The sequence below is a fragment of the Actinoallomurus sp. NBC_01490 genome (assembly GCF_036227085.1).
In the GTDB taxonomy this organism is placed as follows: Bacteria; Actinomycetota; Actinomycetes; order Streptosporangiales; family Streptosporangiaceae; genus Actinoallomurus; species Actinoallomurus oryzae.
In genome coordinates, this window is record NZ_CP109433.1 from 5599661 (window position 1) to 5615004 (window position 15344).

Annotated in this window: 16 protein-coding genes; 14 read left to right on the forward strand and 2 right to left on the reverse strand. The window is 73.4% G+C overall.

Going from position 1 to position 15344, the window contains the following annotated elements; all coding sequences use genetic code 11:
• Positions 1–16 precede the first annotated feature (16 nt).
• From hpnE to OG417_RS26170, 12 genes are all read left to right on the forward strand, one after another.
• The gene (gene hpnE / locus OG417_RS26115) at positions 17–1342 is read left to right on the forward strand and encodes a hydroxysqualene dehydroxylase HpnE (protein WP_329261350.1); all 1326 of its coding nucleotides are present in this window, start codon (positions 17–19) and stop codon (positions 1340–1342) included.
• Positions 1339–2352 carry a polyprenyl synthetase family protein gene (locus tag OG417_RS26120; RefSeq protein WP_329261352.1) on the forward strand — a complete coding sequence of 338 codons (1014 nt, stop codon included), beginning with the start codon at positions 1339–1341 and terminating at the stop codon, positions 2350–2352. Before hpnE ends, OG417_RS26120 begins: the two co-directional genes overlap by 4 nt.
• Positions 2353–4236, forward strand: coding sequence for a squalene--hopene cyclase (gene shc, locus OG417_RS26125; protein ID WP_329261356.1), 1884 nt, complete (start codon positions 2353–2355; stop codon positions 4234–4236).
• The gene (locus OG417_RS26130; protein WP_329261359.1) at positions 4236–4835 is read left to right on the forward strand and encodes a phosphorylase family protein; all 600 of its coding nucleotides are present in this window, start codon (positions 4236–4238) and stop codon (positions 4833–4835) included. The genes shc and OG417_RS26130 overlap by 1 nt, the downstream gene beginning before the upstream one ends.
• Entirely contained in the window at positions 4835–5839 is a 1005-nt protein-coding gene (hpnH, locus tag OG417_RS26135; protein ID WP_329261361.1) for an adenosyl-hopene transferase HpnH, read from the forward strand. The genes OG417_RS26130 and hpnH overlap by 1 nt, the downstream gene beginning before the upstream one ends.
• Positions 5840–5924: 85 nt before the next feature.
• Entirely contained in the window at positions 5925–6254 is a 330-nt protein-coding gene (locus OG417_RS26140; protein WP_329261364.1) for a YbaB/EbfC family nucleoid-associated protein, read from the forward strand.
• Positions 6251–7174 carry a WXG100-like domain-containing protein gene (locus OG417_RS26145; RefSeq protein ID WP_329261366.1) on the forward strand — a complete coding sequence of 308 codons (924 nt, stop codon included), beginning with the start codon at positions 6251–6253 and terminating at the stop codon, positions 7172–7174. Before OG417_RS26140 ends, OG417_RS26145 begins: the two co-directional genes overlap by 4 nt.
• Before the next feature lie 29 nt (positions 7175–7203).
• Positions 7204–7740: a LysM peptidoglycan-binding domain-containing protein gene (locus OG417_RS26150; protein WP_329261369.1), complete on the forward strand. Its 537-nt coding sequence runs from the start codon at positions 7204–7206 to the stop codon at positions 7738–7740.
• 170 nt (positions 7741–7910) lie between these two features.
• Complete coding sequence (locus OG417_RS26155; RefSeq protein ID WP_329261372.1) at positions 7911–8963, forward strand: Dyp-type peroxidase; 1053 nt, start codon at positions 7911–7913, stop codon at positions 8961–8963.
• Positions 8960–9760: a family 1 encapsulin nanocompartment shell protein gene (locus tag OG417_RS26160; RefSeq protein ID WP_329261375.1), complete on the forward strand. Its 801-nt coding sequence runs from the start codon at positions 8960–8962 to the stop codon at positions 9758–9760. The genes OG417_RS26155 and OG417_RS26160 overlap by 4 nt, the downstream gene beginning before the upstream one ends.
• A 103-nt stretch (positions 9761–9863) precedes the next feature.
• Entirely contained in the window at positions 9864–10889 is a 1026-nt protein-coding gene (locus OG417_RS26165; RefSeq protein ID WP_329261378.1) for an MDR family NADP-dependent oxidoreductase, read from the forward strand.
• A complete protein-coding gene (locus OG417_RS26170; RefSeq protein WP_329261380.1) occupies positions 10889–11269 on the forward strand; it encodes a MerR family transcriptional regulator in 381 nt (126 codons plus the stop codon). The genes OG417_RS26165 and OG417_RS26170 overlap by 1 nt, the downstream gene beginning before the upstream one ends.
• A 42-nt stretch (positions 11270–11311) precedes the next feature.
• On the opposite strand, the gene OG417_RS26175 is transcribed toward OG417_RS26170, so the two are convergent.
• Positions 11312–11686, reverse strand: coding sequence for an RNA-binding S4 domain-containing protein (locus tag OG417_RS26175; RefSeq protein WP_329261385.1), 375 nt, complete (start codon positions 11684–11686; stop codon positions 11312–11314).
• Between the two features lie 55 nt (positions 11687–11741).
• On the opposite strand from OG417_RS26175, the gene OG417_RS26180 reads away from it, so the two are divergent.
• Entirely contained in the window at positions 11742–12767 is a 1026-nt protein-coding gene (locus tag OG417_RS26180) for an aminotransferase class V-fold PLP-dependent enzyme (RefSeq protein WP_329261388.1), read from the forward strand.
• Positions 12768–12778: 11 nt separating this feature from the next.
• Here OG417_RS26180 and OG417_RS26185 read toward each other — a convergent pair whose 3' ends face one another.
• Complete coding sequence (locus OG417_RS26185) at positions 12779–13660, reverse strand: LysR family transcriptional regulator (RefSeq protein ID WP_329261392.1); 882 nt, start codon at positions 13658–13660, stop codon at positions 12779–12781.
• 152 nt (positions 13661–13812) lie between these two features.
• Between OG417_RS26185 and OG417_RS26190 the strand changes: the two genes are divergently transcribed.
• Positions 13813–15258, forward strand: a complete 1446-nt coding sequence (locus OG417_RS26190) for an MFS transporter (RefSeq protein ID WP_329261395.1) — start codon at positions 13813–13815, stop codon at positions 15256–15258.
• Positions 15259–15344 lie beyond the last annotated feature (86 nt).

The window sequence follows — 15344 nt, forward strand, 5'->3', positions numbered from 1 at the left end:
CGACGCAGGAGGACTCATGACCGGCCGCGTCGCCGTCATCGGCGGCGGGCTGGCGGGCATCGCCGCCGCCCTCGCCGTGGCCGAGACGGGCCGGCCCGTGACGCTGTACGAGGCGCGCCCGCGGCTGGGCGGCGCGACGTACTCGTTCGAGCGGGACGGGCTCACCGTCGACAACGGCCAGCACGTCTTCCTGCGCTGCTGCACCGCGTACCGGACCCTGCTGGAGCGGATCGGCTCGGCCGGGCACGTGCGGATCCAGGACCGGTTCGACGTGCCGGTGCTCGGCCCGCACGGGCGGTCCGCGCGGCTGCGGCGCGGACGGCTGCCCGGCCCCTTCCACCTGCTGCCGGCCCTGGCCCGCTACCCGCTGCTGCCGGCCGCCGCCCGGCTGCGTGCCGTACGCGCCGCAGTGGCGCTCGGCCGGGCCGACCCGGCCGATCCCGCGCTCGACGCGATCGACCTGGACACCTGGCTGGCCGCCCACGGGCAGGACGGGTCCGCGCGACGCCTGCTGTGGGAGCTGTTCGCGGTGGCCGCGCTCAACATCGGCATGGACCAGGCGGCCGTGGGCCCGGCGGCGATGGTGTTCCGTACGGCCCTGTTCGGCCGCGCGGGCGCCGCCGACATCGGCGTGCCGACCGTTCCGCTGGGCGACCTGCACGGAGTGCCCGCCCGCGCCGCCATCGAGGCCCGCGGAGGCGAGGTGCGCCTGTCCGCGAAGGTCAAGGCCATCGAGCCGGGCCCGACGGTACTCCTGGACGGCGTACGGGAGGAGGCCGCTGCCGTGGTGGTCGCCACGCCGCACCGGCAGGCCGCCGAGCTGGTCCCGCGCGAGGCGGCGCCGGACCGCGACCGGTGGAGCGGCCTGGGTGCCAGCCCTATCGTGAACGTCCACGTGGTCTACGACCGGCCGGTCACCGAGCTGGCGTTCGCCGCCGTCGTCGACTCGCCGGTGCAGTGGGTCTTCGACCGGACCACCGTCGGCGGCCCGGACCGCGGCCAGTACCTGACCGTCTCGGTGTCGGCGGCACGTGACTGGATCGACCGGCCCGCGGCCGAGGTCCGCGCGGCCTTCCTGCCCGCGCTCGAACGGGTCTTCCCGGCCGCACGCGCCGCGCGCGTCACCGACTTCTTCGTCACCCGCGAGCGTCACGCCACCTTCCGGCAGGGGCCGGGCAGCGGCGCGCTCCGCCCGCCCCCCGCCACCCGGTGGCCGGGGCTCTACCTCGCCGGCGCGTGGACCGACACCGGCTGGCCCGACACGATGGAGGGTGCCGTGCGCAGCGGCCTGACCGCCGCCGCCCTCGTCCGGCGGCACCTCGAACGGAACGGACCGTCATGACGGGCGACCTGTCGGAGTCCGTCCAGGCCGCGCGGCGGGTGGCCGAGCCGGTGCTGCGGGAGGCCGTCGCCCGGCTCGACCCGCTCACCGCCCGGGTGGCCGGCTACCACCTCGGCTGGAACGACGCGGAGGGCCGCCCGGTGAGCACGGGCGGCAAGAGCCTGCGGCTCACCCTCGCGGTGCTGTCCGCGCGGGCCGCCGGGGCGGACCCGCTGCGCGGCGCGACGGCCGCGGCCGCCGTGGAGCTGGTGCACGCGTTCTCCCTGCTCCACGACGACATCATGGACGACGACCGCACGCGACGGCACCGGCCGACGGCCTGGGTGGTCTTCGGCCGGTCGGCCGCCATCCTCACCGGTGACGCCCTGCTCATCCTGGCCATGGACCTCCTGCTCGAACAGGGCACCCGCGGCGCCGTGAGCGCGGCCCGCTGCCTGAGCGCCGCCACGCAGCGGCTCATCGCCGGGCAGGCCGCGGACCTGGACTTCGAGCGCCGGCAGGACGTCGGGGTGGAGGAGTGCCGCCGGATGGCGGCCGACAAGACCGGGGCGCTGCTGGCCTGCGCCTGCTCCATCGGCGCCCTGTTCGTCGAGGCGCCCCAGCCGCTGGTGACGGCGCTGGCGGCGTACGGAGCCGAGCTCGGCATGGCCTTCCAGCTGTCCGATGACCTGCTCGGCATCTGGGGCGACCCGCGGACCACCGGCAAACCCGCCCTGTCGGACCTGCGGGCGCGCAAGAAGACCCTTCCGGCCGTGGCCGCGCTGACCGGCGACACCGTCGCCGGCCGGCGGCTGGCCGAGCTGCTCGGCGGTTCCGGGCGCCTGTCCGAGGCGGACCTGCGCGAGGCCGCCCAGCTCATCGACCAGGCCGGCGGCCGGGCGTGGGCCGAGAAACAGGCCCAGCACCACCTCGACGCCTCCGAACGCATCCTCGGCGGCACACCGATGCCCGCCGACGTACGCGCCGAGTTCTCCGACATCGCCCGCTTCATCACCTCTCGGGACCACTAGATGACCACTTCCCAGACTTCACTCCAGACCTCGCACCCGGCCGCCCGTACGCAGGCCGCCCTCGACGCGGCGACCGACCACCTTCTCGACCTGCGGTCCCCACGGGGCTGGTGGAAGGGGGAACTGCAGACGAACGTCACGATGGACGCCGAGGACCTGCTCCTGCGGGAGTTCCTCGGCGTCCGCACCCCGCGCGAGACGGCGGGCGCGGCCCGGTGGATCCGTTCGCAGCAGCGCGAGGACGGCACGTGGGCGAACTTCCACGGCGGCCCCGGCGACCTGTCCACGACGATCGAGGCGTACGCCGCGCTGCGGCTGGCCGGCGACGCGCCCGACGCCCCGCACCTGCGGGCCGCGCGCGACTTCGTCCACCGGGAGGGCGGGATCGAGGCGAGCCGGGTGTTCACCCGGATCTGGCTGGCGATGTTCGGCCAGTGGTCCTGGGACGCCCTGCCCGTTCTGCCGCCGGAGCTGATGTTCCTGCCTCCATGGTTCCCGCTCAACGTCTACGACTGGGCGTGCTGGGCCCGGCAGACCATCGTGCCGCTCACCATCGTCAGCGCGCACCGGCCGGTGCGCCCGCTGCCGTTCGACCTGGCCGAGCTGCGGACCGGCCGCCCCGCCGCCCGGCGGCCCGCGCCGGGCTGGGAGACGGCCTTCACCGCGCTGGACCGCGCGCTGCACCGCTACCAGCGGCGGCCGCTGCCGGGCCTGCGCCGGGCCGCCCTCCGGCGCGCCGCCGAGTGGATCGTGGCCCGCCAGGAGGCCGACGGGTCCTGGGGCGGGATCCAGCCGCCGTGGGTGTACTCCCTGATCGCCCTGAGCCTGGAGGGCTACGACGTCGACCACCCGGTGATGCGGAGCGGGCTGCGCGGCCTGGCCCGGTTCACCATCGAGGACGAGCAGGGCCGTCGCCTGGAGGCCTGCCAGTCGCCGGTCTGGGACACCGCGCTGGCCATGAGCGCCCTGCTGGACGCCGGTACGCCCGGCGACCATCCGGCCCTCGTCCAGGCCGCCGGGTGGGTGCTCGGCGAGGAGATCCGCGGCCCCGGCGACTGGTCCGTACGCCGGCCGTCGCTGCCGCCGGGCGGGTGGGCGTTCGAGTTCGACAACGACGGTTACCCCGACACCGACGACACGGCCGAGGTGATCCTGGCGCTGCGGCGCGTCGCGCACCCGGACGCGCGTCCGGCGATCGAGCGCGGCGTGCGGTGGCTGTCGGGCATGGCGAGCCGCGACGGAGGCTTCGGCGCGTTCGACGCCGACAACACCCGCACGCTCTGCACCAAGCTGCCGTTCTGCGACTTCGGCGCCGTCATCGACCCGCCGTCGGCCGACGTGACCGCCCACGTCGTCGAGGCCCTCGTCGCCGAGGGGCACGCCGGGGAGCCGGTCACGCGCCGCGCGGTCACCTGGCTGCTCAAGGCGCAGGAACCGGACGGATCCTGGTACGGCCGCTGGGGCGCCAACCACGTCTACGGCACCGGAGCGGTCGTCCCCGCCCTCGTCGCGGCGGGTATCCGGCCGGGCGCGGCGTGCGTACGGCGAGCCGTCACGTGGCTGGAGGCGCACCAGAACGACGACGGCGGCTGGGGCGAGGACCTGCGCTCCTACGACGACCCCGCATGGGTCGGGCGCGGCGCCTCCACCGCCTCACAGACCGCCTGGGCGCTGATCGCCCTGCTCGCCGCGGGCGAGCGGGGCCCGGCCGTCGAACGGGGCGTGGCCTGGCTCGTCGACCACCAGAACGACGACGGCACCTGGGACGAGCCGTACTTCACCGGCACCGGCTTCCCCGGCGACTTCTACATCAACTACCACCTGTACCGGCTGGTGTTCCCGATCAGCGCGCTCGGCCGCTACCTGCGGGCGGTCGAGTCCTGATGCGCCTCCTCGTCTGCGCGCCGCTGGCCGTGGAGGCCCGCGCGGTACGTCACGGTCTGCCCGTCGGGCCGCCGGAGGCCCTGGTGATCCGGACCGGTCTCGGGACCCGCCGCGCCCCGTACCTGCACGGCTGTGACGCCATGGCGGTCACGGGCTTCGGCGGCGCGCTGGACGCCACGCTCCGCCCGGGCGACGTCCTCGTGGCGACCGAGGTCTGGTTCGGCGACCGCCGGTTGCCGTGCGCCGCACCCGAGACGCTGGCGTGCGAACTGGCGCGGCTCGGCGTCCGCGCGCAGACCGGGCCGCTGATCACCACCGGCCACCTGGTGCGGGAGCGCGAGCGGCGGCGCCTGGCCCGTACCGGCGCGCGGGCGGTCGACATGGAGGCCGGGCCGCTCGTCGCCGCCGCGGACGGCCGTCCGGTGACGGTCGTGCGCGCGATCGTGGACACGCCCGGCCGTCCGCTGCTGAGCCCCGCCGCCGTCACCGGCGGCCTGGCCGCCCGCCGTACGTTGCGCCGCATCGGGCCGGCGCTGGTGAACTGGGCGAAGGCCGTGCACCTCACGGCGGCGGCCTCCTCGGAGAAGGGCGGCCCGTGATGGCAATGCCGCTGCGCCAGGCGGTCCGCGTCGCCGGGTACATCCTCGGTCAGAAGCTCCGGCGGCGGACCAAGTACCCGCTGCTCGTCGAGCTGGAGCCGCTGTTCGCCTGCAACCTCAAGTGCGCCGGCTGCGGGAAGATCCAGCATCCCGCCGACGTGCTGCGCCGGCGCATGCCGGTGGAGCAGGCCGTGGCCGCGATCGAGGAGTGCGGCGCGCCGATGGTCTCCATCGCCGGCGGGGAACCCCTCATGCACCCGCAGATCGGCGAGCTGGTCCGCGAGCTCGTCGCCCGCAGGAAGTACGTCTTCCTCTGCACGAACGCCCTGCTGATCCCGAAGAAGCTGGATGAGTTCACGCCGTCGCCGTACTTCGCCTGGACCGTGCACATCGACGGGCTGCGCGAACGCCACGACGCGTCCGTCTGCAAGGAGGGCGTCTTCGACGACGCGGTCGAGGCGATCCGCGAGTGCCGGCGCCGCGGCTTCCGGGTCACCACGAACACGACCTTCTTCAACACCGACAGCCCGCAGTCGGTGATCGAGGTGCTCGACTACCTCAACGACGACCTGCGGGTGGACGAGATCATGATCTCTCCGGGCTACGCGTACGAGAAGGCGCCGGACCAGGAGCACTTCCTCGGGGTCCAGCAGACGCGCCGGCTGTTCCGCGAGGTGTTCGCCCGGGGGGACCGCCGCCGGTGGCGTTTCAACCACACGCCCCTGTTCCTGGACTTCCTCGAGGGCAAGGTCGACTTCCCCTGCACGGCGTGGGCGATCCCGTCCTACTCGCTGTACGGGTGGCAGCGGCCCTGTTACCTGATGGCGGACGGGTACGCCTCCACGTACCAGGAGCTGGTCGAGGACACCGACTGGAGCCGTTACGGCCGGGGCAACGACCCGCGGTGCGCCAACTGCATGGCCCACTGCGGATATGAACCGACCGCGGTCTTCGCTACGCTCAGCTCTTTGCGCGAGTCGCTGCGAGCCCTGAGACAGGCGTGAGCCGGGACGGTGCCGGACCAGTGATCAAGATGGGATGCCTGGGCTCTACTATGTCGATGGGTTTAGCCGACAATGCGAGGGGCCTGTGGACGCCGACCGGGAAACGCTGGAAGCGGAGCTGCGCGCACTCGAAGAACGGTCCCGCAAGGTGCGGGACGAGCTGTCGGCCGTCGCGATCGAGGCCAAGAGCAACGACGGGCTGATCGAACTCACGGTCGGCGGCCACGGCCGTCTGCACGCGCTCACCCTCGATCCCCGGGTGAAACGCCTCGACGTGGAGGAGCTCGCCGGGCGCCTCGTCGAGATGACGAACGACGCCCTCGACCTGCTCCAGCACGAGACGGCGGCCAGGATGCGCGAGGCGTTCCCCGAGTTCACCGCCGAGTCGCCGTTCGGCGACCAGGAGGGCCCGTGACAGCGCTGAGCGGAGTGCGCCTTGCGGGCGGGTTTCACCCGGGTGAGCTCTTCGTCGGCGGGAACATCGCGCTTCTGGTCTTCTCCATGCTGGCCACCCCGTACCCCGAGGGCGACCCCGGCCGGGCGCGGCAGGCGGGCCAGGTGTGGGCCGGTCTCGCCGGCGACGTCCTGGACTGGGGGCGGAACGGCGACGACGCCGCGCACGCGATCACGACGAACAACGCGGGCGAGGGCGTCGACGCCTTCGCGAAGTTCTGGCACAAGTACGCCGCCCCGGACCCTCCGGCCAGGGGCGAGGCGACGCGGCTCGCCGACCTGTGCCGGCGCATGAGCGAGGCCTGCGAGGAGTACGCGTCGCTCGTCGAGAAGGCGCAGCACACCTTCGCCACCATGGCGTGGGCCAACTTCGCGAGCGCGATGTTCATCACCACGTTCCCCTGGCAGGCGGGCGCCGCGTACGAGATCACCCAGTTCCTCATGCGGCGAGCGGAGGCCGGGATCCTGGCCAGGCTGCTGGAGAGCGCGATCGCCCGTACGCTGCTCGCCAAGCTGACGGAATACTCCATCGGCAGCGCGTTCTTCGCCGTCGGCGACGTCGCCGTGATGGACGGGGTCAAGGCGCTGCGGGGCGACGACGTCGGCTCGTGGGGCGACAACATCGAGGAGGTCATGAAGGAGTTCCTCGCCTCCGTCGCCTTCTACGGCGTGTTCGACGCCGCGATCAAACCGGTGAGCGCGATCACCAGCAACAAGGAGGTGCAGTACTTCGTCTCCCGCCTGGCGGGCGGCTCCATCGGCTACGGGCCCACCTACGGCGCTCTCAACGGCAAGAGCGGCGACGACCTGGTCCCCACCGCCAAGGACACGACGCTACGGGTACTCCTCTACGGGACCATGGCGCACAAGCCGGCCGGCTGACCCCACCCGACCCTCCAGGAGGACCCGCCATGACACCGCTGCCCCCGGCGCCGCCGACCCACGTCACCGTCACCCCGTGGGACACGCCCCACAGCACGCTGACGGGCATCGCCCAGGACCTGTACGAGGACCCCTCCAAGTGGCGTGACATCTATGAGGCCAACCGCGCCGTCATCGGCGACGACCCGGGGGGGCTGCGGGTCGGCATGCGGCTCGCCCTGCCGCCCACGGAGGTCCACCCGGGCTACATCCGCTCCGTCGCGGGCGCGTTGCAGGACGAAGGCGGTGAGATCGGCGCGAAGCTCGCCGCGGCGCGGAGCGCGCTGGACGCCATCGGGAACTTCTGGGGCGGCGACGACCTCGGAACGAAGTTCTACAAGGGCGCCGAGGGACGGCCCGGCTATGAGACCTCGGCCGCGCGTGCCCTCGACGGCGTCACGGCGTTCGCGGACTTCTACCGCAACGTCGCCGGGGGCCTGCGCGACATGGCGGACCGCCACGCCGGCACCGAATGGGAGAACACGGTCCGCGTCCTGGAAGCCGCCCTGCGGGCCGCCGAGCAGTAACACCCACCGCGGCCGGCGGCGGATGACCCGGTCGCCCGGTCCGTGGCCGGGCCCGCGCGGCTCGGTATCGTGGCGAGTCCCGAGCCGGTCGGCGGCCGTGTCCGCCCGGTGAGGGCAGACGACCGCCGGCGCCGCGGCCCGGACCGGACGAGTACAGGAAAGAGGCGCCGATGGGGGAGCCGAACGAGCGCGTCGAGCCGCAGGCGGTGCTCAGCCCGCTGACCAGGGCGGCGATATTCCTGGTGGTGACGATCGACCCGGGCGGGGAGCCCGCCGTACGCGAGCTGCTGCCCGACCTGGCCGGCCTGCGGCGCTCGATCGGCTTCCCGGCGCCGGACGACCGGCTGAGCTGCGTGACGGGCATCGGCTCGGAGGCGTGGGACCGTCTGTTCGGCGGGCCGCGTCCCGCCGGGCTGCACCCCTTCCGGGAGCTGACCGGCCCGGTGCACCACGCGGTCTCCACGCCGGGCGACCTGCTGTTCCACATCCGCGCCCAGCGGCACGACCTGTGCTTCGCGCTGGCGACGCAGATCATGAAGCGGCTGCGCGGCGCGGTGACCGTGCGCGACGAGGTGTACGGCTTCAAGTACCTGGACGTCCGTGACCTGCTCGGCTTCGTCGACGGCACCGAGAACCCGGAAGGGCCGGAGGCGGAGGACGCGGTGCTGATCGGCGAGGAGGACGCCGACTTCGCCGGCGGCAGCTACGTCATCGTGCAGAAGTACCTGCACGACCTCCAGGCGTGGAACGATCTGACGGTCGAGGCGCAGGAGAAGGTCATCGGCCGTACGAAGCTCGACGACATCGAGCTGGACGACGACGTCAAGCCGGCCGACTCCCACGTCGCGCTCACCACGATCGTCGACCCCGACGGCACCGAACGCCAGATCCTGCGCGACAACATGCCCTTCGGGTCCGTGGGACGTGGCGAGTTCGGCACGTACTTCATCGGTTACGCCCGCACGCCGGACGTCACCGAGCGGATGCTCGAGCGCATGTTCCTCGGCGACGAGAACGCGAGCCACGACCGGATTCTGGACTTCTCCACCGCCGTGACCGGCACCCTGTTCTTCGTCCCGAGCGCCGACCTGCTCGACGACCCGCCCGGCCCGCCGAAATCGTCCGGGTCGCGGGCCGGCGTCGAGACCCGGCCCACGACCACCGAAGTTTCGCACGACGGCTCGCTGGGGATCGGCGACCTGAAAGGAACGATCACGCGATGAACAACCTGCACCGCGAACTCGCCCCGATCTCCTCCGCCGCCTGGGCCGACCTGGAGGAGGAGGCCCGCCGGACGTTCGAGCGCCACGTGGCCGCCCGCCGGATCGTCGACGTGCCCGAGCCCGGAGGCATCGAGCTGTCGGCGGTGGCGACCGGGCACCTGGACGACGTCGCCGCGCCCGCCGTGGGCGTCATCGCCCGTACGCGCCGGGTCCAGCCCATCGTCGAGCTGCGGGTGCCGTTCACGGTCGACCGCGGGCAGGTCGACGACGTCGAGCGCGGAGCCAAGGACGCCGACTGGCAGCCCGTGAAGGACGCCGCCCGCCAGATCGCCTTCGCCGAGGACCGCGCGGTCTTCGAGGGATACGCCGCGGCCGGCATCACGGGCCTGCGCGCCGGTGCGTCCAACCCGGCGATCACCCTGCCGGACGACGTCCGCGACTATCCGGACGCCGTCAGCCATGCCGTGAGCACCCTCCGCCTGGCGGGCGTCGGTGGCCCGTACACCCTGGCGCTCAGCGCCGACGCCTTCACCGCGGTGAGCGAGACCTCCGACCACGGGTACCCGATCCACCAGCACATCGCCCGCCTGCTGGACGGGGAGATCGTCTGGGCCCCGGCCATCGACGGCGCGTTCCTGCTGTCGACGCGCGGCGGCGACTTCGAACTGCGCATCGGCCAGGACGTCTCGATCGGCTACCTGTCGCACGACGCGACGAGCGTCGAGCTGTACTTCCAGGAGTCGTTCACCTTCCTCGCCTACACAAGCGAGGCCGTCGTCCCGCTCCGCGGCGCGTGAGGTCCCGCCGTCCACATCGTGAGACGGCGGGCTTGCCCCTGACGTGCGGGTCAGGAGTTAACGTGCGGCGCTTCCTGTCGCGCGTTCTCCTGAGGAGTGAACGATGTCCGAACACCCCCGTACGTCACGTGAGGTGCGTCTCGGCGCGGCGCCGTCCGGGATTCCACGGCCGGAGGACTTCACCGTCGCCGAGGTCCCGGTTCCCGAGCCCGGACCCGGCGAGGTGCTGGTCAAGAACCGCTTCTTCCACGTGTTCGCCGCGCTGCGCACGCTGATCGGCGGAAGCGTCGAAGGAGCGCCGTTCGCCGGGCTGCGCCCCGGCGACCCGCTGTTCGGCCCGGCGATCGGCGAGGTCGTCACGGCCCCGGACGGCGGTGGCCTGCGCCCCGGCGACCTGGTCGCGCACTGGCAGGGATGGCGCGAGTACGCCGTCCTGGACGCGGGAGGGTGCGAGCCCCTCGGCGACGCCCTGCCGGACCCGGTCGCGCACCTCGCCCAGGCCCGTACCGCCTTTGAGGCGCTCACCCGCGCCCAGGTGAGGCCTGGGGACGTCGTGTTCGTCTCCGGCGGCGCCGGGTCGGTGGGGTCGATGGCAGGCCAGATCGCCCGGCTGCTCGGCGCGGGCCGGGTCGTCGGCAGCACGGGCTCCGCGGCCAAGGCGGAGCGGATGGTGGCCGAGTTCGGCTACGACGCGGCCGTGGTCCGCGGCGCGGGCCCGCTGGAGGAACAGCTCGCCAAGGCCGCGCCGGACGGCGTCGACGTCCTGTTCGACAACGTCGGCGGCGAGGACCTGCGCGCGGCCGTGGCAGTGGCCCGCCAAGAGGCCAGGTTCGTGCTGGTCGGAGCCTTGTCGGGGCAGATGTCCGAAGGAGGCGGCGGTACGACGGCCCCGGTCGAACTCGACTCGTTCGCGCTCATCGTCAAGCGGATCACGATGATCGGCTACAGCGACCCGGGCCGGGCGGACGCGGACGGGGAGTGGCTCGACCGGTTCGCGGGCTGGCTGCGCTCCGGTGAGATCGTCTTCCCGTACGTCCGCGTTCCGGGCATCGAGAACGCGCCCCGGGCGTTGCACGACATGATGAGCGGACGGCACCTGGGCACGGTCGTGGTGGCACTGGAGGACTGATGCGGATCGGCGACGCGGCGGCAGCGGCGGGGACCACGCCCCGCGCCCTGCGGTTCTACGAGCAGAACGGGCTGCTGCCGCCGCCACGGCGCACCGCGACCGGACAGCGGGAGTACGGACCGCGCGACGTGGCCCGCATCCGGATCATCCGCCAGCTGCTTTCGCTCGGCCTGACGGTCGCGGACGTTCGCAGTTGCGCGGACCGTCTGGACCTCTTCGAGGGCGACACCCTGCCGCCGTACGGGGACCCGGCCGCGTGCGACGGGACCTCGGGAGTCGTCCAGCGGCGGATCGCCGCGCTGGATGAGGAGATCGCTCGCCTGACCCGTCTCCGCGAGAACCTCGCGGCCCGCGTCGCCCCGGTCGAGGCCCGTACCTGACGGACGCCGAACCGCCCGATCGCTCGGTGAAACGGCGGCCGGTCACTGGCTGCGGAGGCGGTCCAGCTCCCGGCGCTCCCGCTTGGTGGGGCGTCCGGCGCCGCGCTCCCGGCGCGCGACCGGCATCAGCATCTCGCGCGGCGGCGGGGGCGGGCTGTTGTCGGTGAGGCACTCCTGCGCGACGGCGGCGCCCACGCGCTTGCTCACGATGCGGCGGACGACCACGACCCGCTCGCGCCCGTCGTGGCGCACCCGCACCTCGTCGCCCGGCCGTACCGGGGACGCCGGCTTGACGCGCTGGTCGTTGACGCGGACGTGCCCGCCCCGGCACGCCGCCGTCGCCATCGACCGCGTCTTCACCAGGCGTACCGACCAGATCCAGACGTCGACCCGCACGGATCCCTCATCCTCGGCCATGTCTCGACGATAGTGGGCGGATCCGGTGCGGGCGGCTCGCGGGCACACTGGAACCGTGGATCTTCGCGATGCGGTACGTCTGTGGGAACCCGAGCCGGGCTGGCTCAACACGGCGAGCTACGGCCTGCCGCCGAGGCCGACGGTCGAGGCGGTACGGCGGGCGCTGGACGAGTGGCAGCGGGGCACCCGGCCGTGGGCCGGATGGGACCTGGCGACGGGCCGCTCGCGGGCGGCGTTCGCGCGGCTGGTCGGCGCCTCCGCCGACGACGTCGCGGTCGGCGCCACGGTATCGCAGCTGCTGGCACCCGTCGCCGCGTCCCTGCCGCCCGGCGCGGACGTCGTCGTGCCCGACATCGAGTTCACCTCCAACCTCTTCCCCTGGCTCGTCCAGGACCTGAACGTGCGGACGGTGCCGCCGGACCGGCTGGCCGACGCCGTCGACCGGCGTACGGCGGCGGTGGCCTTCAGCGTCGTGCAGTCGGCGACGGGTGCGCTCGCCCCGGTGGAGGACGTCCTGGCCGCCGCCCGGTCCGTGGGCGCGCTGGTCGTCGCGGACGCCACCCAGGCGGTGGGCTGGCTGCCGGTGGACGCGACGCGCTACGACGTGCTCGCCTGCGCGGCGTACAAGTGGCTGATGGCCCCGCGCGGCGCCGCGTTCTGCTACGTCGGGGAGGCGGTACGCGACCGGATCCGGCCGGCCGCCGCCGGCTGGTACGCGGGGGAGGAGCACGCCTACTACGGCCCGCCGCTGCGCCTGGCCGCCTCGGCGCGGCGCTTCGACATCTCGCCCGCGTGGTTCTCCTACGTGGGCGCCGCGCCGTCGCTGGACCTGTTGAACGACATCGGCGTCGAGCCGATCAGGGCGCACAACGTGGCGCTCGCCAACCGTTTCCGCGAGGGCCTCGGCCTGCCTCCGTCGGACAGCGCGATCGTGAGCGTGGACGTGCCCGGAGCGGAGGAGCGCCTGGACGCGGCGGACATCCGTGCCGCGGTGAGGGACGGCCGCCTGCGCGTGTCCTTCCACCTCTACACCACCGAGGCGGACGTCGACACCGCCCTCGACGCGCTCACCTCGCGCTGACCGCGTACCCGTTACGCAGGATCCCGGGCAACGGTTCCGGCGGCGGCGAGCAGGCCGGTCACCAGCGCGCGCCGGGTCGGATCGGGCACGGCGAGCGCGGTGGGCATGAAAATCGGCGGGGCCGGCTCGACGAAGGAGACCGCCGCCGACTCGGCCCGGATCGCGCTGGAGGGCAGCAGCGCCCAGCAGTGCCCGGCCGCGACGGGCCCGGCGAGGATGTCCTGAGCGTGGGTGAGGGCGGGGCCGGGCCGAGGCACGAACCCCGCTGCCCGGCAGGCGTTCGTGATCAGGTCGAAGGTTCCGGGGTCCTCCTCGCGCGGGGCGCGAGCGAGGGGCAGGTCGCCCAGGGACGCGAGGCCGGCGGCGGTGGCCGCCCGCCGCGCGGGGACGGCGAGCAGCAGCGGCTCGTCCCACAGATGGTGGACGGCGACTCCTGGGGTGTGCGGCGGGACGGAGACGAACGCCGCGTCCAGGTCTCCGGCGGCGACCGCCGCCAGCTTGTCCGGAACGGACGTGATGGTCGTCAGCTGGATCATGACGTTCGGGTGGGTGCGCCGGAACGCGGCGAGGATGTCCTCCAGGCGCCTGCCGAGCCCGCGGGCGCCGCCGATGCGGAGAATCCCGGCTCCGCCGGCGGCGAGGTCGGCGGCCGCCTTTTCGGCGCGGTCGATGCCGCGGAGCGCTCGACGGGCGTGGGGGAGGAACGCCTCGCCGTCGGCCGTGAGCCTGATCTGCCGGTGCGAACGGTCGAACAGCGTGAGGCCGAGCTCGCGTTCGAGGGCGGCGATCTGCTTGCTGACGGCCGGCTGGACGATGTGCAGCGACTCCGCCGCCCGGCCGAAGTGGCCGATCTCCGCGACGGCGACGAAGTAACGAAGCTGGCGGACCTCCACTGCCTACCCTCCGCTGATTCCCATCGGTGATTGTTCCACGGTGCGTTCGATCGTTGATCGCCGTCCTCCCGCGCGGCTGCACTGGGACCGCACATGAGGTCGGCGAGACGCGTGGAGGAGAACCGGTGCCCCGATCAGAGCCGATACCGGGAGTGGACCCGAACCGATGGCGGGCGTTCGCGGTCTGCCTGATGGCCGGGTTCATGACCTTGCTCGATGTCAGCGTGGTGAACGTCGCGCTGCCGTCCGTGCAGGCCGGTCTGCGGACGTCGTCGTCGCAGCTGTCCTGGGTGGTGGCCGGCTACACGCTGACGTTCGGGCTGGCCCTGGTGCCCTCGGGCAGGCTCGGCGACGGCTTCGGACGCCGCCGCGTGTTTCTGCTCGGTGTGGCCTCGTTCACCGTGGTGAGCGTCGTGTGCGGGCTGTCCGCCTCCGGCACCTGGCTCGTGTGCGCCCGGCTGGCTCAGGGCGTCGCGGGCGGGTTGCTGACACCTCAGGTGGTCGGGCTGATGCAGCAGTTGTTCGAGGGGCGCGAACGCGGCACGGCCGCCGGGCTCTACGGCGCGATGGTCGCGGCGGCCACCGCGGTCGGCCCGCCGGTCGGCGGACTGCTGATCCAGGCCGCCGGCTCGGCGGACGGCTGGCGGTGGGTCTTCTTCGTGAACCTGCCGATCGGCGCGGTGACGCTCGCGCTCGGGATCCGGTTGCTTCCGCGCGACCGCGGGCACCGCCGGCCGGCCCGGCTCGACCCGGTCGGTGTCGTGCTGCTCGGCGCCGGGATCGCCGCGATCATCCTGCCGCTGATCCGAGCCGGGGGAGGGCAGGGGCCGGTGCCGTGGCCGCTGCTCGGGTTCGGCCCCGTGCTGCTGGCGTGTTTCGTCGCCTGGGAGCGGAACCACGGCCGCCGGAAGGGCGTGCCGCTGGTCGACCTTCGGCTGCTGCGCCACCGGCCTTACGCGATCGGGTTCCTCATTGGAGTGGTCTATTTCGCCGGGTACACCGGACTCGTTTTCGTGCTGTCGCTCTACTTCCAGCGGGGCCTGGGGTACTCCGCGTTCGCCGCGGGAGCGGCGGGAGCGCCGTTCCCGATCGGCTCATCGATCAGCGCCGCGGTCGGCGGCCGCGCGGCGTACCGGTTCGGTCGCCTGCTGGTCGCCGCCGGAGCCCTCACCGTGGTGCTCGCGCTGGTGACCGTGGGCGTTTTGATCCACGTCCATGGCCGGACGCCGATGTGGGCGGTGCTCGCCGGCCCCTTGTTGATCGCCGGCATGGGCAGCGGGCTGGTGATCGGACCGAATCTGACGCTCGCCCTTCAGGGCGTTCCTGCGGCCCAGGGCGGCACCGCGGCGGCGGTCCTGCAGACCGGGCAGCGGATCGGATCGGCGTTCGGCCTCGCCGTGGTCGGATGGTCCTTCCTCGGCACGCTCGCCGCTTCCCACGGCGATCACCGCCTTGCCGCGGGCCGGGGCGTGTTCACCTCGGCCGCCGTCGTGGGAGCGGCGCTGCTGGTGTCCGTCGGGGACATGCTCGGCTCGGCGCGCGGACGACGGCGGACGCGGCCTGTCGCCGATGGCGACCGACAAGCGGCTATTAAATAGGCAGAAGTCGGGAAATGCGAGCTGGGATGCTGCGTATGTGCGCTACGTCCAATACATGATGACGCGTGTGAATTGCGCGGTGACAA

Bases quoted from the DNA above. Each gene is read 5' to 3' on its own strand.
- OG417_RS26160 (WP_329261375.1), top strand. From the start codon at position 8,960: ATGAACAACCTGCACCGCGAACTCGCCCCGATCTCCTCCGCCGCCTGG.
- OG417_RS26170 (WP_329261380.1), top strand. From the start codon at position 10,889: ATGCGGATCGGCGACGCGGCGGCAGCGGCGGGGACCACGCCCCGCGCC.
- OG417_RS26165 (WP_329261378.1), top strand. From the start codon at position 9,864: ATGTCCGAACACCCCCGTACGTCACGTGAGGTGCGTCTCGGCGCGGCG.
- OG417_RS26175 (WP_329261385.1), bottom strand. From the start codon at position 11,686: ATGGCCGAGGATGAGGGATCCGTGCGGGTCGACGTCTGGATCTGGTCG.
- OG417_RS26155 (WP_329261372.1), top strand. From the start codon at position 7,911: ATGGGGGAGCCGAACGAGCGCGTCGAGCCGCAGGCGGTGCTCAGCCCG.
- hpnH (WP_329261361.1), top strand. From the start codon at position 4,835: ATGGCAATGCCGCTGCGCCAGGCGGTCCGCGTCGCCGGGTACATCCTC.
- shc (WP_329261356.1), top strand. From the start codon at position 2,353: ATGACCACTTCCCAGACTTCACTCCAGACCTCGCACCCGGCCGCCCGT.
- hpnE (WP_329261350.1), top strand. From the start codon at position 17: ATGACCGGCCGCGTCGCCGTCATCGGCGGCGGGCTGGCGGGCATCGCC.
- OG417_RS26150 (WP_329261369.1), top strand. From the start codon at position 7,204: ATGACACCGCTGCCCCCGGCGCCGCCGACCCACGTCACCGTCACCCCG.
- OG417_RS26130 (WP_329261359.1), top strand. From the start codon at position 4,236: ATGCGCCTCCTCGTCTGCGCGCCGCTGGCCGTGGAGGCCCGCGCGGTA.
- OG417_RS26120 (WP_329261352.1), top strand. From the start codon at position 1,339: ATGACGGGCGACCTGTCGGAGTCCGTCCAGGCCGCGCGGCGGGTGGCC.